We start from the raw sequence: 16,961 nt of genomic DNA, 5'->3' as shown, positions 1-16,961 counted from the left end.
GGGTGTGACCGGGGTTACAGTGCGGGGAGTCGACGAAGGAGTCCCCATGCGCGTCCACGACGTCCTGACCTCGAAGGGCAGCGCCGAGGTGTTCACGATCTCCCCGGACGCCACGGTGCGCGAGCTGCTCGACGCGCTGGCCGAGCACGACGTCGGTGCGCTCGTCGTCAGCGACGACGGCACGTCGATGCTCGGGATCGTGTCGGAGCGCGACGTCGTGCGCAAGCTGCGCGACGTCGCCGACGCGAGGGGCACCGCGGTCGCCGACATCATGACGACCGACGTGCGGGTGTGCTCGCCCGACGACGCGTTCACCGACCTCATGGCCGTCATGACCGAGCACCGCGTGCGGCACCTGCCGGTGCTCGACGACGGACGTCTCGTCGGCGTCGTCAGCATCGGCGACGCCGTCAAGCACCGCATGGGGCAGCTCGAGTTCGAGCGCGACCAGCTCTCCAGCTACGTCGCCGGCGGCTGACCCCTCCCAGCCCCGGTCCCGCGCCGGACCCACGAGCGGTGCATCAAGGGTGCCGAGCGGCGCGTTCCGGTCCGACACGCCGTCTCAAAACGTCCACACCGCGGCACTCGCGGATCGGGTCGGTGGACGGGGGCGGGGCGACTAGGCTGGTGCGATCATGACGCACGACCGACGCGTGTCGCTGCCCGACAGCGAGCTGGGCTGGCGCTTCTCCCGCTCGTCCGGGGCCGGGGGCCAGCACGTCAACACGACCGACACCCGCGTCGAGCTGATCTGGTCGCTCGACGACACCGCCGCGCTCTCCCCCGCCCAGAAGGAGCTCGCGGCGTCCCGGCTCGCGACCCGCCTGGTCGACGGGACGATCACGGTCGTCTCGTCGCAGTACCGCTCGCAGCACCGCAACCGCGAGGCGGCTCGCGTCCGGCTCGAGGAGCTGTTGACGCAGGCCGTCATCCCCCCGCGCCCGCGCCGGGCGACCAAGCCGACCCGCGGCTCCAAGGAGCGCCGACTCGACGCCAAGAAGCGGCGCAGCTCGATCAAGCAGGGGCGCGGCGGCCAGGGCTGGGAGTAGCCGCCCTGGTGCCCGGCGATTGGCGCCGGGGCGGACGGGTACCGCGACGTGACACCGACATCGGAGGAATCATGACCATCGCCCCGCCCGAGCCCGCCACCCCCGACGAGGACGCCCCCGGCACCGAGCGTCCCGAGGCCCCCGACCTGCCCGATCCCGCCTTCCCCGAGGTGCTGCCCGACGCCGAGCCGGGCACCGAGCCCGATCGCGAGCCCGCGACCCAGCCCGACCCGACGGACGGCTGAGGCCTGGCCCCCCTCACACGAGGGGGGCCAGCCGCTCGCGGTGCCACGCGAGGTCGTCGGCCGTGCGGCCGTGCTCGTGTGAGGCACCGAGTGTCGACAGCGTCACGACCGCGGCCGCCGACACGTCGTGCTGACGCGTCAGCGGCCGTGTCGACGCCGACAGCGCCGAGACGGCCGCGGCGTGCGTCGCGGCCCCGCACAGCTCGAGGTCGACCCGCGCCTGCCCGCCGTCGGCGCGGGCGATCGCCCGAGCGAGCCGCAGCACCGTCATCCGGTCGGCCAGCGCCGCCCGCGCCTCCGGACGATGGGCGAGCCGGGGCTCGGACACCGCCACCTCGTCGAGGTGCACCGACGTCGACCCGCCCGCCCGGTGCACGACCCGGACGCCCGGGGCGTTCACGTCGACGAGCGCCACGACCTCGTTGTCGCCCTCGTCGACCGCGAGCACCACCAGCGCGCTCACCCCGCCTGCCCACGGCACGTCGTCCGCGACACCCGACAGCAGCCAGGCCGGGCGCGATCGCTCGGCGCGCAGGGACGGCCGGCCCTGCATCGCCATGACCGGCACGACCGGTCCCTCGAGGACGACGGTCGGCAGCGCGTCACCCACGACGGCGACGGCGAGGTCCGCCACCGACGGCAGGACGCACGACGTACCGGCGAGCCCGTCGTCGACCACCAGCGACACCGCGTGCAGCCACGCGTGCAGGTCGATCATCGCCGCCCGACGGGCGGGGTCGACCCACGCCTGCGGCCACGCTCGCGTCCAGGCGGCCCGCAGCGCACCCAGCCGTCCGACCGCTCCCTCGTCCTGGTCCGCCACGCCGTCACGGTAGCCAAGCGGCCCGTCCGTGACGTCGTCGGCAGCCTCTCGTTGGTCCAAGGGGCCGGCGAACGGCCCGGCCCACCCGTCGTCGTCCCACGAGGAGCGCACCCGTGCGCATCAGCCGACTCCACCGCGTCGTCGCCGCGGTCGTCATGTCCACCGTGGCGGTCTCGACCGTCGTCGCCTTCACCCGCGACGGCGGCCCGGCGTCGTCCTCGGCGAGCGCCGCCGCGCCGGCACGCGCCGAGCAGGCGCCTCCGGTCACCGACCCCGCTCCTGCCCCCTCGCCCGCGCCCTCGTCGTCGCCCGCGCCCTCCTCGACCCCCGAGGCGCCCGAGGCGTCCGCTCCGGCCACGACCGCCCCGCCGCGCCCGCCGACCGCGTCGGGGGGCACCGGCCGGACGACCGACCGCACGGCCCCCCGGCCCCGCCCCGCCACCACGACCTCCGCGCCGGCGACCCCCGCAGCCACATCGGCCCCGGCAGAACCGGCCACGACACCCGCCCCGACCGCGACGCCGACCGAGAAGAACCTGCTGGAGCGGCTGCTCGGGCAGTGACCGCGACGGCGTCGCCGTGGTGCTGCTCTCATTGACTCGACAGATCACATACTCGCGGTACGCTATTGTTCATCGCCGATGTCACATACGTGATGTCACGTCTTCTGGAGGCCCCGATGACCATCACCGCCGATGAGTTCCGCACCTCGATCGACCCCGACGACGAGCTCGCCCGTCTGCTCGTGTCGTCGCAGAAGCTCTCGTACGACCCGCAGACCGAGGTCGACTGGGACACCCCGCTCGACCCGACCCACCACGGCCTCAACCCCGAGTGGTCGACCCTCTACGGCACGTCGCTGTGGGACGAGATGACCGAGGAGCAGCGCATCACGCTGACCCGTCACGAGGTCGGCTCGATCATGAGCACCGGCATCTGGTTCGAGATGATCCTGCAGCAGATGCTGCTGCGCGAGCAGTACACCGCCGACGTCACGGGCTCGGAGTTCCAGTTCGCCCTCACCGAGATCGCCGACGAGTGCCGCCACTCGCTGATGTTCGCCCGCGCCTGCCAGGCCATGGGCGTCCCGCACTACACGCCCCACCGCGCCGTCGTCGAGATCGCCCGGGGCCTCAAGACCGTCGCGTCGAACGAGGTGGCCTACGGCTCGATCCTGGTCGCCGAGGAGATCCTCGACGTCATGCAGCGCGACTGGATGCGGGGCGAGAACGTGCTCCCGATCGTCCGCACGACGAGCAAGATCCACGTCGTCGAGGAGGCGCGGCACATGAAGTTCGCGCGCCACGAGATCCGCCAGCACCTCGAGGGCGTCAGCGCGATGCGCCGGCGCCAGAGCGCGTGGGTCATCGCGACCGCCGCCTACGTCATCGTCAAGAGCATGGTCAACCCCGCGGTCTACGAGGCGGCCGGCCTCGACCGCAAGCGCGCCGTGGCCGCCGCGAAGGCCAACGAGCACCACCACAACCTCATGCGCCTCAGCTGCGTGCACCTGATGGACTTCCTGTCCGAGGCCGGTCTGCTCACGCCCGCCGCGATGCGTCGCTACCGCGCCGCGCACATGCTCTGATGACGTACGTCGTCACGCAGGCGTGCTGCGCCGATGCGTCGTGCATGTCGGTGTGCCCCGTCAACTGCATCCACCCCGCACCGGGCGAGCCCGACTTCGGGCACACCGAGATGGTCTACGTCGACCCGCGCAGCTGCATCGACTGCGGGGCGTGCGCCGACGCCTGCCCCGTCTCGGCGATCAAGCCGCTCGAGCTGCTGAGCGGTGACGAGCAGGTCTTCGGCGACATCAACGCCGCCTTCTACGACGATCGCGAGGCCGGTGTCGACTGGTCGCAGCCGTCGTTCCCGATCGTCGAGGAGCCGCGAGAGCGTCCCCTGCGGATCGCCGTCGTCGGCACCGGTCCGGCGGCGTCGTACACCGCCCGCGAGCTGCTGACGACGTCGTCGGCGCACGTCTCGATGATCGACCGGCTGCCTGTCGCCGGCGGGCTGGTGCGCTCGGGCGTCGCCCCCGACCACCCCGACACCAAGCGCCTGGCCGACATGTTCACGTGGACGTACGACCACCCCCGCACGCGCATGTACCTCAACGTCGACGTCGGCGGCGACGTCAGCCACGCCGACGTCCTGGCCCACCACGACGCCGTGGTCTACGCCGTCGGCGCACGCCTCGACCGGGCCCTCGGCGTGCCGGGCGAGCACCTGCCCGGCGTGCACGGGTCGCCCGAGGTCGTCGGCTGGTACAACAGCCACACCGACGTCGACGCGGCCGCGGTCGACGTCTCCACCGATCGCGTCGTGGTCGTCGGCAACGGCAACGTCGCGCTCGACGTGGCCCGCATCCTGCTCGGAGACGTCGAGGCCCTCGGGCGCACCGACATCGCCGACCACGCCCTCGACGCGCTGCGCTCGGCGCCCGTCCGCGAGGTCGTCGTGCTGGGCCGCCGCGGGCCCGAGCACGCGGCGTTCACGCGCCCCGAGCTGCTGATGATGCCGCGCGGCATCGACGTCGCGATCGAGGCGGACGGACAGGTCGCCGACGAGCTCGCGGCTGCCGCGCCCGGCTCCAAGGCGGCCTCCATGGCCGGCCTGCCGCTGGTGGACGTCGACTGGTCGGCGCCGCCCCCGCCCGGTCGTCGTCTGGTGCTGGCGTTCCACCGCACGGTCGACGAGGTCGTCGGCGCCGAGCGGGTCGAGGGCGTCCGGCTGGGCCGCGTCGGCACCGACCGCACGGTCGACGTCCGCACCGGGCTCGTCGTGCGGTCGACCGGACACCGCGGCTCGCCCGTGGCCGGCATGCCCTTCGACGAGGCCACCGCGACGATCCCCCACACGTCGGGCCGGGTCGTCGACCCCGCCACCGGGCTCCCCGTCCCGGGGGCCTACGCCGTGGGATGGATCAAGCGCGGCGCGTCCGGCGGCATCGGCGCCAACCGCACCGACGCGCAGGAGACCGTCGCGACGCTGCTCGCCGACGCCCGCGCCCACCTCCTGCCGACACCTCCACGCCCCCCGAGCCCCCGCGGCTTCGCGCGGCTGCTGCGCTCGCGGGGGCTCGACGTCGTCGGGCGCCGACGCATGAAGAGGATCGACGCCGACGAGCGCCGACGCGGCGAGCAGGCCGGTCGCCCGCGGGTCAAGTTCGCGACGGTCGACGAGATGCTCGAGGGACGCCGCTGAGCGACCCGTAGGCTCGGCGCATGGCCACAGTCATCCTGGTGCGGCACGGCCGCACCACCGCCAACGCCAGTGGCGTCCTCGCCGGTCGCACCGCGGGCGTCCGCCTCGACGAGGTCGGACGCTCGCAGGCCGACCGGACGGGCGACCGGCTCGCCGTCGCCCCGCTCGTCGGCCTCGTCACGAGCCCGCTCGAGCGCTGCCGGCAGACGTCGAAGGCGATCCTCGGCCGCCGGGACGGCGAGCAGGACGTGCCGGTCACGGTCGAGCGCGGCATCACCGAGTGCGACTACGGCGAGTGGCAGGGCCGCAAGCTCGCCGAGCTGGCGAAGGAGGACCTCTGGAAGGTCGTGCAGACGCAGCCCTCGGCCGCCGCCTTCCCCGGGGGCGAGTCGCTGCAGGCGATGCAGGCCCGCGCGGTCGCCGCGATCCGCCGGCACGACGCGGCCTTCGAGGCCGAGCACGGTCCCGGCGCCGTGTGGGTCGCGGTCAGCCACGGCGACATCATCAAGTCGATCCTCGCCGACGCCCTCGGCATGCACCTCGACCTGTTCCAGCGCATCAACGTCAACCCCGCCTCGGTCTCGATCGTCCGGTACGGCAGCAGCCGGCCCGACGTCATCGCGACCAACACCGATGCCGGCGACCTGTCGTGGCTGCGCGCGAAGCCACCCGCCGAGGACGCGCAGGTCGGCGGCGGCGCAGGCCATGAGGCGCCCTCCCCACCACGCTCCTAGGATGGACCCATGCCACCGATCGTCCACGGATTCGACTGGCCCGACCGCTTGGTCGTCGGCACCGTCGGCCAGCCCGGGGCACGCACGTTCTACCTGCAGGCCCAGCAGGGATCCCGTCTCGTCAGCGTCGCGCTCGAGAAGGAGCAGGCCGTCGCGCTGTCCGAGCGCATCGAGGAGGTGCTCGACGAGCTGATGGGCGAGGAGGGCAACCCGTACAGCGTCCCCGCGCTGACACCGGAGGGCCTCGCCGACGACGACCCGCTCGCCCAGCCCGTCGAGGAGCAGTTCCGGGCCGGCGCGATGAGCCTCGGCTGGGACCCGCAGACCCTGCAGATCGTGATCGACGCGTACCCCATCATCGTGGTCGACGCCGACGAGCTCGAGGCCTCGCAGGAGATCGAGATCGAGATCGAGCCCGACGAGGTGCTGCGCGTGCGCATCCCCGTCGGCACCGCCCGGGCCTTCGCCAAGCGCACCCGCGACGTCGCCGGAGCCGGTCGCCCGCTCTGCCCGCTGTGCGGCGTGCCGATGGACGGCGTCGACCACGTGTGCGAGCTGCCCGAAGGGTTCCGGTGACGGTCGAGGCCGATCTCGCCGACGGCGACATCGAGCTCGAGGGACGCGTCATGCCGGCCTCGAACGCGACGTTCGTCGGCACGATCGGCGACGTCCGGGTCGTCTACAAGCCCGTCGCCGGCGAGCAGCCGCTGTGGGACTTCCCCGACGGCAACCTCGCCCGGCGCGAGGCGGCCGCCTACCTGGTGTCCGAGGCGTTCGGCTGGGACGTCGTGCCGCGCACGTGGCTGCGCGACGGGCCCATGGGCGTCGGCATGGTGCAGCTGTGGCAGGACGTCGACCCCGCCCAGGACGCCGTCGACCTCGTCGCGTCGTCCGCCGTGCCCGACGAGGGCTGGCGCCACGTGTTCGACGGCTACGACGGGCAGGACCGGCCGGTGTCGCTGATCCACGAGGACTCCCCCGAGCTGCGCCGCATGGCCGTGTTCGACGTCGTCACGAACAACGCCGACCGCAAGGGCGGCCACGTCCTCGAGATGGTCGGCGGCCACCGCTACGGCATCGACCACGGCCTGACGTTCCACGCCGAGCACAAGCTGCGCACCGTGCTGTGGGGCTGGGTCGGCGAGAACCTCGACGCCGACGAGCTCGCGGGCGTCGAGCGCGTGCGGGTCGCCCTGACCGGCGACCTCGGCGCCTCGCTCGGCGAGCTGCTGACCGCCGTCGAGCTCGGCGCCTTCGCGGCACGGTGCGACCGCCTGCTCGACGCGTGCCGCTTCCCCCGCCCGCGCGGCGAGATGCCCGCCATCCCGTGGCCGCCGTTCTGATGGCCGCCGACACGCTGCTCGTGGGCTGCGGCGAGCTGGGCGCCGACATCGGACTTCGCCTCGCCGCGCGCGGTCACGAGGTCATCGCGATCCGGCGCCGCGCCGAGCTCGTGCCCGCACCCCTGCGGGGCCTGTCGGCCGACCTGACGCGTGAGCTGCCCGACCTCCCGCCGCTCGACCTGACGCACCTGGTCATCGCCCTGACCGCCCGTCCGCGCAGCGAGGAGTCGTACCGCGCGACGTACGTCGACGGCATGGCCCGCGCCCTCGACGCCCTCGAGGCCGCGGGCCAGGTGCCGCGGCGCGCCGTGCTGGTGTCGTCGACCGCGGTGCTCGGCGACAGCGACCCCGGCGCCCTGCTCGACGAGTCGAGCCCGTGCCGTCCGACCGACGGACCCGGACGCATGCTGCTCGAGGCCGAGCGGCTGTTCGCCGCCCGCGTGCCCGGTGGCACGGTGCTGCGTCTCTCGGGCCTGTACGGCCACGGCGAGCCGCGCCTGGTCGACCAGGTGCGCCGCGGCGACGTCACCGATCCACACCGCTGGACCAACCGCATCCACCGCGACGACGCCGCCGCTGCGGCCGTGCACCTGCTGACCCGCGACGACGCCCCCGCACCGCTGTACCTCGGCACCGACGACGAGCCGTCGCCGCTGGGCGACGTCGCCGCCTTCGTGGCCGGCCGCATCGACGCGCCGGCTCCCCCGCCCGCCGACCCCGCCCTCGGGCACGGCAAGCGGCTCGACAACGGGCTGCTGCGGGCGTCCGGCTGGGTGCCCGCGTACCCGACCTACCGCGAGGGCTACGGCGCGCAACTCTGATCGCTGTCTGGTTCGCCACACGGGCGGACGGGAATCACCGCGCGCGCAGGCCGTTGACCTGAGTGGCCCCGATCCACCGATCGCGCCTCCCCCACCTTCAGGAGTAGTACATGACCGACGTGTTCGAGCCGATCAAGGTCGGCAGCTGGGATCTTCCGCAGCGCTTCGTGATGGCGCCCCTCACCCGCAACCGCGCGGGCGAGAAGCAGGTGCCGCGCGACATCGCCGTCACCTACTACGGGCAGCGCGCGGGCGCCGGCCTCATCGTCACCGAGGGCACGCAGCCCAGCGCCGTCGGCCAGGGCTACCTCGACACCCCCGGCATCCACTCGCCCGAGCAGGTCGAGGGCTGGCGCGCCGTCGCCGACGAGGTGCACGCCAACGGCGGACGCATCGTCGTCCAGCTGATGCACGTCGGCCGCATCGCGCACCCCGACAACAAGCACGGCCTCGAGACCGTCGCCCCCAGCGCGATCCCCGCCCCCGGGAAGATGATCACCGCGAACGGCCAGTTCGACCACGTCGTGCCCCGCGCCCTCGAGACAGACGAGATCGCCGGCATCGTCGAGGAGTTCGTGCACGCCTCGCGCAGCGCCGTCGAGGCCGGTCTGGACGGCGTCGAGCTGCACGCCGCCAACGGCTACCTGCTGCACCAGTTCCTCGCGCCGTCGTCGAACGAGCGCACCGACCAGTACGGCGGATCGCCGGAGAACCGCGTGCGCCTGGTGCTCGAGATCGCCGCCGCCGTGACCGAGGCGATCGGCCCCGACCGCGTCGGCATCCGCATCTCGCCAGCCCACAACATCCAGGGCGTCCTCGAGGAGGACGCCGCCGACGTCGCCGAGACGTACGGCCTGCTGGTCGACGGTCTCGCCCCACTCGGCCTGGCGTACCTGAGCATCCTCGCCGACACGACGACGGACCTGTACGCCGATCTGCGCACCCGCTTCGGCGGCACCGTCATCGCGAACACCGGCTTCGCGAGCATGACGACGCTCGACGAGGTCACGGACATCGTCGACGGCGGTCGGGCCGACCTCGTCGCCGTGGGTCGCGAGTACATCGCGAACCCCGACCTCGCGATCCGCTGGCGCACCGGCGCCGAGCTGAACGAGCCGAACTCCGACACGTTCTACGGCGGAGGCGCCGAGGGGTACACCGACTACCCGACGCTCGACGCGTCGAAGTAGCCCGCACGACCGTGGGCGCGGCCGCTTGGGGCCGCGCCCACGGGGTACCTCAGACCCCATGAAGCTCTCACGCGGGGTCGTCGCCATCGGGATCGCCAAGAAGGTCTACACCGAGGCGCGCAAGCCCGAGAACCAGGCCCGCATCAAGTCGGCCGTCGAGAAGGCGCGCTCGCGCAGGCTCTGAGCCTCCGTCAGGCCACCGCGACACCGGAGTCGGGATCGGCCAGCAGGTCGAGCAGGATGTCCTGGACGACCGCGAGCACGTCCGCCTCGGGCGCGACACTGGCCGCGAAGCCCGCCAGGTAGAGCAGGTTCTTGAAGAACAGCACGAGGTCCTTGGGCATCCTGAAGCCGTTGCGGGCCAGCACCTGCAGCAGCCGGCCCAGCGTGATGCCGAGCTGGTCGAACGTGACCTCCCCGCGCGAGCGGGTGCTCAGGAGGTCGAGCTCGGCCTGCAGCTCGTCGACGAGCGTCTCGACGTCCGCGTCGTGCTCGATCGCGCCGAACGACCGCATCGCCTCGATCTGCCCGCGTGCGTCGTCGCCCGCCCAGGCGGCGAGGTACTGCACGAGCCCGGCCCGCTGCGCCGCCGTCAGACGCCCCGCGATGCCGAAGTCGACGAGCGAGAACGTGCCGCGCGCCGGATCGACCAGCACGTTGCCGGCGTGCAGGTCGCCGTGGAACACACCGTGCCTGAGCGTCGCCTCGACGACGCCGCGGATGCCGGTGCGCAGCAGCTCGTCACCGTCCAGGCCCGCCGTGGGGTCGAGGCGGGTGTAGGCGACGCCGGGCAGCAGCTCCATCACGAGCACCTTCTCGGTGACCATGCCGGGGATCGGCCGCGGGGCCACCATGTGGTCGGCGCCCATCGCCTCGAGCACGGCACTGGAGTCGACCAGGTTGGCCGCCTCGAGCCGAAAGTCGAGCTCCTCGAGCGCCAGCTGCGCGAACAGCTCGACGAACCCGGTCAGGTTGGCCGACCGCGCACCGGCGTTGACCTTCTCGGCCGCGGCGGCAGCGAGTGCCAGCGTCTCGATGTCGGTGCGGAACCGTCGCCGCAGCCCGGGGCGCAGCACCTTGACCACGACCTCGGTGCCGTCCGTGAGACGTCCGCGGTGCACCTGCCCGATCGAACCGGCGGCCAGCGGCTCGTCGTCGAGCCACTCGAGACGGTCGCGCTCGGGGCCGAGCTCGCGCGCGATGACGTCCTGCGCGACGCCCGCGTCGAGCGCCGGCGCCTCGTCGCGGCACCATGCGAAGGCCTCGACCCATTCGTCGGGCACGAGACCGTCGCCGGTCGCGATGAACTGGCCGAGCTTGACGTAGGCCGGGCCGCTGGCGCGCACGAGCCGCTGCACGCGGGCCAGGGTGCCGGCGTCGGCGCGCGGCGGCTCGACCCGGAGCCCCACGGCCGCCGACGCCGCGGCCAGCAGCTGGAACGGCGCGGCCGGTGCCGCGACGCTGACGATGCGCCAGCCCGTCGTGGCCAGCGAGGCGATGGTGTCGGGCCACACCCGGGGCGTCGACAGCCGTCGTGCCTCGCGGGCGACGACGGCGCGCTGGTCGACGGCGTCGTGGTGCCAGCGCAGGGCCTGCTCGGTGAGCCCGGGGATCTCCGCCAGCCGCGCCGAGCCGCGGATCAACAGGTCGACCCGCGGGAGGGGCGGGACGGAGTGATCGGTGGCCACGCGAGGATTCATACTGGGAGAATCTCACATACTCTGAGTATGGGCGAGTGATCGGGCGCGTGCGTCACGTCACCCGCCGCCCGGCCGGTCGCCCGCGGGGTGGGCGGTCAATCGGCGCGGGACGCAAGACTCTGTGCCATCGCGTCGAACATCCGCACGAGCTGAGGCGCCAGGACGTCGTCGCTGGTGGCGAAGATCAGCACGAGGAGCTCGTCGGGGCTGGTCTCGACGACGAAGTCGACGTTGGTGTGCCACACGGGCTCGAGGCCTGCCGCCTCGTCGAGCGTGCGGTGGTTGCGACGCACCCGGCGCAGCGCCGGGAAGCCCGCGACCTCGGCGGGACCGGTCTCGACGACGCCCTCGACGCGCCCGAACATGCGCTGGACCTCGTCCATCACCTGGTCCTGGTCCAGCACGGCCAGCTCGGCCACCAGCAGCGAGGCGGACACCGGCACCCCCGCGATCGGCTCGACCAGGGCGTGCACCGTGTCGGCCCCCTGGGCGCGGGCCTGCGCCACGTGCTCGGTCAGGGCCCGTTCCAGGTCGATCCTGATCGTGACGAGCTCGTCGCGGGGCTTGCCGCGCATCGCCCCGTCGACGACCCGGCGGATGCTCTCGTGCGCGCGGTCCGCCGCCGTCGGGAGCGTGATCCAGCCCGGCGGCAGCAGAACGGTCCAGCGCTCGCCGACCTGTCGAGCGCGCGGGCCCTGGGCGACGTCGTCGTCCGACCGTCCGCTCACAGCCCCTTGACCTCCTGTGCCAGCTGCGCGACGGCGTCCGGCACCTCGCGACCCGCGACCAGGTCGGTGACGTCGCTGGACAGCGCCACGACGTATCCGTCGGCCGCTCGCGACCACAGGACGGCCGACACCTCGTGGACGACACGCTCCCGGCCCGCCGACAGCGCGATCCTCGCCGAGCCCAGCTCCGCCGGCCCGCTGCCGGTCGCCAGCGACGACACCGTGGGCGCGCTCACCGGCTCACCCTCGCCGAGCACGAGTGCGGCGACGTCCGGCACCGGGCCCCGGGGGTCGAAGCGCACCGCACGCATCGTGGCCAGCGCAATCGGACTGAGGTCGTCGTCGGCGGCCGTCAGCACCCAGGCCGCCAGCAGCCGGATGTCGTCGTCCTGCTCCGCACCGCGCACGAGGTCGAGTGCCGTGCCGGCCAGCCCCTCGGCGACGACGTCCACCGAGGGCGTGGCCGGGAAGCGGGACGCGAGGTCGTGCGCATAGTCCTGCACGCCCTGCTCCGTCACGGCGAGGTCGAGCGGCACCCACCGCGACAACCCACCGACCGAGATGCCTGTCATGTCGTCTCCTTCTGGTGGATCGTGATCGGGCGTCGCAGGTCGCGGACCCACCGTGCGCGCAGCGCGACGGCTTCGAGCGACACCAGCACCAGCGCGAACGCCCACAGGACGATCGGGATCGCCCACCACTCGTAGCGCGTCACGGACAGCAGGGACCCCAGGAGTGCGAGGAAGACCGCGATCTGCCGCAGGGTCGACGCAGCGGTGCCACCGTTGCCGTTCTCGACGTCGGCGTCCCCGGGGTGGGCGCGGGCGGTCGCGGGTCGCGGACCGTCGATGCGGGCGACAGGCCCCATGAACGGCTCCGCGTGGTGCCGGACGTCGATCCCGGCCTGCGAGCACGCCCGCTCGAGCTCCGGCAGCACGTCGCCCCAGGGGGCGGCACTCAACGTCAGCACCTGGCGATCGCCGACGTCGCGGAGGATCCAGTGCTCGGGATGGACGTCGAGCGTCCGGACCCCGCCCCGCCGAGGACCGAGCTGCCACCACTCGGAGGCCTCGGTGCGCAGCACCACGTCGTCCGCGCCGATCTGCAGCTCGTGGCTCGTGACCATCCTCGACGTCGGCCCCGAGGGGCGCGGCCGGACGCTCGAGCGACCGGCGGGGTCGAGGGGCGTCGTGACCAGCCGGTGGAACTCGCGGCGGCGTCGACGCGTCGACAGCGAGGGCCCCGTCAGCAGCGCGAGCGTCGGGACGACGACCCACCACGCACCCGTCGCCGGCAGCCCCGCGAACGCCAGGACGATGAGCAGCGCCATGCCGGGCGCCGCCCACCGGGGCGGCAGGACCGCCGGGTCGATCAGCGTCAGGACGTCATCGCGCCCCCAGGTGCGCGCCTGCCGGACGTCGGCCTCCGTGGGGGCCTCGACGGCTGCACCGAGCGCCTGCGCGACCGCCTCGACACCGCAGGCGTGTCGGAGCTCCTGCACCGTGGGCAGGTTGAACGACGCGGCCCAGACCTGGTTCCACGCGATCGCGACCATGCGTCGATCGCCGGACCAGAAGACGACGATCCCGAGGTGGGCGGGCGGCACGAACTGCCCGCTGGGCAGGTGGCTGCCGTCGATCGGCGTGATGCGGTCGATCACGCCCGCCTCGGCGAGCACCTCGGCGGGACTGCCCCGTCGGACGAGCGTCAGGGCGCCGCGGCGGTCGACCTCGACCCGCGTCGAACGGGCGTCGGGGATCGCGAGCCCCGTGAAGTCTCCCGCGACGAGGACCGGTGGTCTCACTTCCCGGCCACGGCGATCCGCCAGTGCAGGTTCTGCAGACGCTGGGCGACGTCGTCCGCGGCGTCCTTGCCGAGCCCCGACAGCGAGACGTCGAACTTGTCCATCGCGCCGTCGACCGAGATCGCCGTGTTGGCCAGGTTGAGGTTGACGGCCGTGGTCTGCAGCCGGAGCGCCGAGGCGAGGTCGTCGGCCGTGCCCGGCAGTCCCACGGCCTGCAGCGCCTTGATGCGTCCGAGGTTGGTCGCGGCGCCGGTGTCGAGGACCCTCAGGCGCTGGGCCAGCGTCGGCAGGGTCTGCTCGGCCGACGTGACCGCGCCCCGCAGGGCGTCGGTGCCGGTGTCCCACTCCTTGAGCGCCCACGTCTTCAGCGGATTGGCGTCGTCGGCGATGTTCAGCGCGTTCTTGGCGTTCTGCGCCAGGCCGGTGCGTGCCACCGCGGGGGCCGCGGCACGGCCCGCGTCCGCCGCGCCGCTCACGAGACCGGGCACCGCCTGGGTCGCCTTGATCGCTGCCTTCCCACCGAAGGCCGAGGCCACCAGGCCGACCGCATCCCAGGCGACGTCGCTCCACGAGGCCTTGCCGCTCTCGGAGACGACCAGCAGGGCGCGGGAGATGAGCAGACCGGCCGCGGCCACCAGACCCACGACGAAGACGACCGTCGCCACGACCGCCCAGATGGGACCGGTGGCGAAGATCGCGATGGCCAGGGCGACGACCGCGAGTCCGACGGCGATCCACTCCAGCACGTCGCAGATCGCGACCAGGACGTCGGCGATGTCGCGGATGGAACCCTTGACGTCGTCCCACCAGCTGTCGTCGAACTTCTCGGAGGCCTCGCCGAGGGCATCGGCGGCGTCGCGAGCGGCGCTGTCGAGATCGGCCAGCGTGTCCTCGAGATCGCGCCGCGCCTTCGCGAGAGCGCCCACAGCGGCGTCGTGACGGTCGGCCTCGGCGCGCGCCTCCTCCTGCTGGGCATCGGTGGGGTCGTCGACGCCGTCGAGCGGATCGGCGCTGTTGCTGCCGCGGTCGGACTCGGCCTGCACGGCGTCGTCGAGCGCGGTCTTGCTGCGGTCGCGGGCCGACTGGACATCGCTCGCGAAGGACCGCACGGCCCGGCCGGCCTCGGCGTACTTGTCGGCCGCCTTCTTGATGTCGCCGAGCGCGTCGTCGGACTTCTCGGCGAACGTCTCGGCAGCCTCGCCGCGCCAGCCGTCGAGCCTGCTCAGGCTGGACAGCGTCGAGTGCGCGGTGCGCAGGTCGTCGGCACGGCGCTCGAACCGGCGCGCAGCGGACCGCACGTCCTCGGCGTCGGAGGGCACGGGGTCGGAGTCGCGCTGCAGCAGGTCCCACCGTCCGGGGCGCGCGGTCATGAGTCCTCCTCCAGGATGTCGGCGACCTTGTCGGCCAGCTCCTGGTCGGCCTCGGTGAAGGCCTCGGCGGACTGCGACGCCATCTGCCCGAGGTTCTCGACCTTGGTGCCGACGAGCTCGCGATTGTCGTCCCACGCGTCGTTGAAGTCTCGCACCGCGTCGACGAGCCGCTGGTGACCCAGGTCGTCGGCGCCGAGGTCGTCGAGGACCTTGTCGTCCTTCATCGACGTGCCGAGCGTCACGAGTCGCCCTCCGAAGCCGTCGAGCAGACCGATCGAGTACTGCAGATCGGGCACGGTGTCTCCCTTTGGTTCTCACACGGTGGGGATGGTCGACGGGTGAGCGCACGACGGCCCCCCGATGCGCTCATCGTAGTGACAGGGACACGGTCGACGCCACCGATCCGGCATGCCGGAGGCCCGCGATCGGACCCACCCACCAGGACATGTCGTATGCAACGAGTTGCATGACGTGAGCACGGTTGCTACGTTCGCCCCGACGCACTCGCGACGACCGAACGACCGACCGCACCGGAGGCACCACCGTGGCACTGCCCGACATCCTGACCCAGCCCCTCGCCCTGCCCGTCGTGGCGTCGCCGATGTTCATCGCGTCCGGCCCCGAGCTCGTGATCGCGCAGTGCAAGGCCGGCATCATCGGCTCGTTCCCGGCGCTCAACGCGCGTCCGGCCTCCGAGCTCACGACGTGGCTGACGCGGATCGAGACCGAGCTGGCGCAGCACACCGCCGACCATCCCGACCGTCCCGCGGCCCCGTTCGCGGTCAACCAGATCGTGCACCGGTCGAACGATCGCCTCGAGGCCGACATGGCCGTCGTCGTCGAGCACCGGGTGCCGATCGTGATCACGTCGCTGGGCGCCCGCACCGACATCAACGACGCCGTGCACTCCTACGGCGGCATCGTGCTGCACGACGTCATCAACGACCGCTTCGCGCGCAAGGCCGTCGAGAAGGGCGCCGACGGCCTGATCGCCGTCGCGACCGGCGCGGGCGGACACGCCGGCACGCAGTCGCCCTTCGCACTGGTGCGCGAGATCCGCACCTGGTTCGACGGCCCCCTGCTGCTCTCGGGGGCCATCGCGCACGGCAGCTCGATCCTCGCGGCGCAGGCCGCCGGCGCCGACCTCGCCTACGTCGGCTCGGCGTTCCTGGCCACGTCCGAGGCCAACAACCAGCCCGAGTACAAGCAGATGATCGCCGGCAGCACGGCGTCCGACATCGTCTACAGCAACCTCTTCACGGGGGTGCACGGCAACTACCTGCGCGGCAGCATCGAGGCCGCCGGGCTCGATCCGGACGACCTGCCGGTCTCCGACCCCAGCGCGATGGACTTCGGCACGGGCGGCTCCGACGCCAAGGCGTGGAAGGACATCTGGGGCGCCGGGCAGGGCATCGGCGCGATCTCGGACGTCGTGCCGGTCGCCGAGCTCGTCGAGGCCCTCACGACGCAGTACCAGCAGGCGCGCACGCGCCTGAGCCTCTGACGTCCCCCACGGGCACGAAATCGGCGAGTCGAGCCGCAAAACGCCCGCCATGGCGCGAGTTCGTCACCCAATGACGCTAGTGTCGGAGCGGTGCCTGTCAGGCACGACCACGATCTACCCTCAGGAGAAGCTGTGAACAAGAACGAGCTCATCGCCCACGTCGCCGACAAGACCGGCTCGTCCAAGGCCGACGCGGGCACCGCGCTCGACGCCGTGCTCGACGGAATCGCCGACCAGCTCGCCGCCGGCAACCAGGTCGTCCTCTCCGGCTTCGGCACGTTCGAGACGCGCGAGCGCGCCGCCCGCACCGGCCGCAACCCGCAGACCGGCGAGTCGATCGACATCGCCGCCTCGACCTCGGCGGCCTTCAAGCCCGCCGCTGCCCTGAAGCGCAAGGTCGCCGGCAGCTGATCGACGCCCCACCACGCGAAGGGCGGCAC

At 73.0% G+C, this 16,961-nt stretch carries 21 protein-coding genes; 14 read left to right on the top strand and 7 right to left on the bottom strand.

The genetic code is table 11. The annotated features are described in order from the left end of the window. The first annotated feature begins 46 nt into the window (after window positions 1-46). The 3 genes from IFT73_RS01800 to IFT73_RS01790 all read left to right on the top strand — a co-directional run bounded on the left by IFT73_RS01800 (window position 47) and on the right by IFT73_RS01790 (window position 1,294). The gene (locus IFT73_RS01800) at window positions 47-478 is read left to right on the top strand and encodes a CBS domain-containing protein (protein WP_192166132.1); all 432 of its coding nucleotides are present in this window, start codon (window positions 47-49) and stop codon (window positions 476-478) included. A 157-nt stretch (window positions 479-635) separates the two neighbouring features. Further along, window positions 636-1,049 carry an alternative ribosome rescue aminoacyl-tRNA hydrolase ArfB gene (gene arfB, locus IFT73_RS01795; protein WP_056607072.1) on the top strand — a complete coding sequence of 138 codons (414 nt, stop codon included), beginning with the start codon at window positions 636-638 and terminating at the stop codon, window positions 1,047-1,049. Between the two features lie 71 nt (window positions 1,050-1,120). After that, complete coding sequence (locus tag IFT73_RS01790; RefSeq protein ID WP_192166131.1) at window positions 1,121-1,294, top strand: hypothetical protein; 174 nt, start codon at window positions 1,121-1,123, stop codon at window positions 1,292-1,294. Between the two features lie 13 nt (window positions 1,295-1,307). Here IFT73_RS01790 and IFT73_RS01785 read toward each other — a convergent pair whose 3' ends face one another. Then, the gene (locus tag IFT73_RS01785) at window positions 1,308-2,117 is read right to left on the bottom strand and encodes a hypothetical protein (RefSeq protein ID WP_192166130.1); all 810 of its coding nucleotides are present in this window, start codon (window positions 2,115-2,117) and stop codon (window positions 1,308-1,310) included. A 113-nt stretch (window positions 2,118-2,230) separates the two neighbouring features. Between IFT73_RS01785 and IFT73_RS01780 the strand changes: the two genes are divergently transcribed. The 9 genes from IFT73_RS01780 (at window position 2,231) to IFT73_RS19195 (ending at window position 9,599) form a co-directional block, all read left to right on the top strand. Next, window positions 2,231-2,680, top strand: a complete 450-nt coding sequence (locus tag IFT73_RS01780; protein ID WP_192166129.1) for a hypothetical protein — start codon at window positions 2,231-2,233, stop codon at window positions 2,678-2,680. A 116-nt stretch (window positions 2,681-2,796) separates the two neighbouring features. Continuing rightward, a complete protein-coding gene (locus IFT73_RS01775) occupies window positions 2,797-3,705 on the top strand; it encodes a diiron oxygenase (protein WP_192166128.1) in 909 nt (302 codons plus the stop codon). Next, on the top strand, window positions 3,705-5,327 hold the full coding sequence (locus IFT73_RS01770; RefSeq protein ID WP_192166127.1) for an FAD-dependent oxidoreductase: 1,623 nt from the start codon (window positions 3,705-3,707) through the stop codon (window positions 5,325-5,327). The genes IFT73_RS01775 and IFT73_RS01770 overlap by 1 nt, the downstream gene beginning before the upstream one ends. A 20-nt stretch (window positions 5,328-5,347) precedes the next feature. Beyond that, the gene (locus IFT73_RS01765) at window positions 5,348-6,061 is read left to right on the top strand and encodes a histidine phosphatase family protein (RefSeq protein WP_192166126.1); all 714 of its coding nucleotides are present in this window, start codon (window positions 5,348-5,350) and stop codon (window positions 6,059-6,061) included. A gap of 9 nt (window positions 6,062-6,070) precedes the next feature. Further along, window positions 6,071-6,637 carry a DUF3090 domain-containing protein gene (locus IFT73_RS01760; RefSeq protein ID WP_192166125.1) on the top strand — a complete coding sequence of 189 codons (567 nt, stop codon included), beginning with the start codon at window positions 6,071-6,073 and terminating at the stop codon, window positions 6,635-6,637. Beyond that, window positions 6,634-7,404, top strand: coding sequence for an SCO1664 family protein (locus IFT73_RS01755; protein WP_192166124.1), 771 nt, complete (start codon window positions 6,634-6,636; stop codon window positions 7,402-7,404). Before IFT73_RS01760 ends, IFT73_RS01755 begins: the two co-directional genes overlap by 4 nt. Next, complete coding sequence (locus IFT73_RS01750) at window positions 7,389-8,225, top strand: NAD-dependent epimerase/dehydratase family protein (protein WP_197983463.1); 837 nt, start codon at window positions 7,389-7,391, stop codon at window positions 8,223-8,225. The genes IFT73_RS01755 and IFT73_RS01750 overlap by 16 nt, the downstream gene beginning before the upstream one ends. Before the next feature lie 110 nt (window positions 8,226-8,335). Further along, window positions 8,336-9,415, top strand: coding sequence for an alkene reductase (locus IFT73_RS01745; RefSeq protein ID WP_192166123.1), 1,080 nt, complete (start codon window positions 8,336-8,338; stop codon window positions 9,413-9,415). Window positions 9,416-9,473: 58 nt separating this feature from the next. Beyond that, complete coding sequence (locus IFT73_RS19195) at window positions 9,474-9,599, top strand: hypothetical protein (protein WP_256435393.1); 126 nt, start codon at window positions 9,474-9,476, stop codon at window positions 9,597-9,599. Between the two features lie 7 nt (window positions 9,600-9,606). Here the strand turns inward: IFT73_RS19195 and IFT73_RS01740 are convergent, their stop codons facing one another. The 6 genes from IFT73_RS01740 to IFT73_RS01715 all read right to left on the bottom strand — a co-directional run bounded on the left by IFT73_RS01740 (window position 9,607) and on the right by IFT73_RS01715 (window position 15,313). Then, on the bottom strand, window positions 9,607-11,103 hold the full coding sequence (locus tag IFT73_RS01740) for an ABC1 kinase family protein (RefSeq protein WP_371811132.1): 1,497 nt from the start codon (window positions 11,101-11,103) through the stop codon (window positions 9,607-9,609). Window positions 11,104-11,210: 107 nt separating this feature from the next. Beyond that, window positions 11,211-11,843: a hypothetical protein gene (locus IFT73_RS01735; protein WP_192166121.1), complete on the bottom strand. Its 633-nt coding sequence runs from the start codon at window positions 11,841-11,843 to the stop codon at window positions 11,211-11,213. Further along, the gene (locus IFT73_RS01730) at window positions 11,840-12,415 is read right to left on the bottom strand and encodes a hypothetical protein (RefSeq protein ID WP_192166120.1); all 576 of its coding nucleotides are present in this window, start codon (window positions 12,413-12,415) and stop codon (window positions 11,840-11,842) included. Before IFT73_RS01730 ends, IFT73_RS01735 begins: the two co-directional genes overlap by 4 nt. Beyond that, window positions 12,412-13,647, bottom strand: coding sequence for a hypothetical protein (locus tag IFT73_RS01725; protein WP_192166119.1), 1,236 nt, complete (start codon window positions 13,645-13,647; stop codon window positions 12,412-12,414). Before IFT73_RS01725 ends, IFT73_RS01730 begins: the two co-directional genes overlap by 4 nt. Then, window positions 13,644-15,017, bottom strand: a complete 1,374-nt coding sequence (locus IFT73_RS01720; protein ID WP_192166118.1) for a WXG100 family type VII secretion target — start codon at window positions 15,015-15,017, stop codon at window positions 13,644-13,646. Before IFT73_RS01720 ends, IFT73_RS01725 begins: the two co-directional genes overlap by 4 nt. Then, the gene (locus IFT73_RS01715) at window positions 15,014-15,313 is read right to left on the bottom strand and encodes a hypothetical protein (RefSeq protein ID WP_192166117.1); all 300 of its coding nucleotides are present in this window, start codon (window positions 15,311-15,313) and stop codon (window positions 15,014-15,016) included. Before IFT73_RS01715 ends, IFT73_RS01720 begins: the two co-directional genes overlap by 4 nt. 248 nt (window positions 15,314-15,561) lie before the next feature. On the opposite strand from IFT73_RS01715, the gene IFT73_RS01710 reads away from it, so the two are divergent. Together IFT73_RS01710 and IFT73_RS01705 are read left to right on the top strand one after the other, a co-directional pair. Next, a complete protein-coding gene (locus IFT73_RS01710) occupies window positions 15,562-16,521 on the top strand; it encodes a nitronate monooxygenase (protein ID WP_192166116.1) in 960 nt (319 codons plus the stop codon). A 132-nt stretch (window positions 16,522-16,653) separates the two neighbouring features. Then, entirely contained in the window at window positions 16,654-16,932 is a 279-nt protein-coding gene (locus IFT73_RS01705) for an HU family DNA-binding protein (RefSeq protein WP_056607038.1), read from the top strand. Window positions 16,933-16,961 lie beyond the last annotated feature (29 nt).

It is taken from the genome of Aeromicrobium sp. CFBP 8757 (genome assembly GCF_014841755.1).
In the GTDB taxonomy this organism is placed as follows: domain Bacteria; phylum Actinomycetota; class Actinomycetes; order Propionibacteriales; family Nocardioidaceae; genus Aeromicrobium.
This window is presented reverse-complemented; position numbering and strand designations above follow the sequence as displayed.

Bases quoted from the DNA above. Each gene is read 5' to 3' on its own strand.
- IFT73_RS19195 (WP_256435393.1), top strand. From the start codon at position 9,474: ATGAAGCTCTCACGCGGGGTCGTCGCCATCGGGATCGCCAAGAAGGTC.
- IFT73_RS01765 (WP_192166126.1), top strand. From the start codon at position 5,348: ATGGCCACAGTCATCCTGGTGCGGCACGGCCGCACCACCGCCAACGCC.
- IFT73_RS01775 (WP_192166128.1), top strand. From the start codon at position 2,797: ATGACCATCACCGCCGATGAGTTCCGCACCTCGATCGACCCCGACGAC.
- IFT73_RS01790 (WP_192166131.1), top strand. From the start codon at position 1,121: ATGACCATCGCCCCGCCCGAGCCCGCCACCCCCGACGAGGACGCCCCC.
- IFT73_RS01745 (WP_192166123.1), top strand. From the start codon at position 8,336: ATGACCGACGTGTTCGAGCCGATCAAGGTCGGCAGCTGGGATCTTCCG.
- IFT73_RS01760 (WP_192166125.1), top strand. From the start codon at position 6,071: ATGCCACCGATCGTCCACGGATTCGACTGGCCCGACCGCTTGGTCGTC.
- IFT73_RS01720 (WP_192166118.1), bottom strand. From the start codon at position 15,017: ATGACCGCGCGCCCCGGACGGTGGGACCTGCTGCAGCGCGACTCCGAC.
- arfB (WP_056607072.1), top strand. From the start codon at position 636: ATGACGCACGACCGACGCGTGTCGCTGCCCGACAGCGAGCTGGGCTGG.
- IFT73_RS01800 (WP_192166132.1), top strand. From the start codon at position 47: ATGCGCGTCCACGACGTCCTGACCTCGAAGGGCAGCGCCGAGGTGTTC.
- IFT73_RS01770 (WP_192166127.1), top strand. From the start codon at position 3,705: ATGACGTACGTCGTCACGCAGGCGTGCTGCGCCGATGCGTCGTGCATG.
- IFT73_RS01730 (WP_192166120.1), bottom strand. From the start codon at position 12,415: ATGACAGGCATCTCGGTCGGTGGGTTGTCGCGGTGGGTGCCGCTCGAC.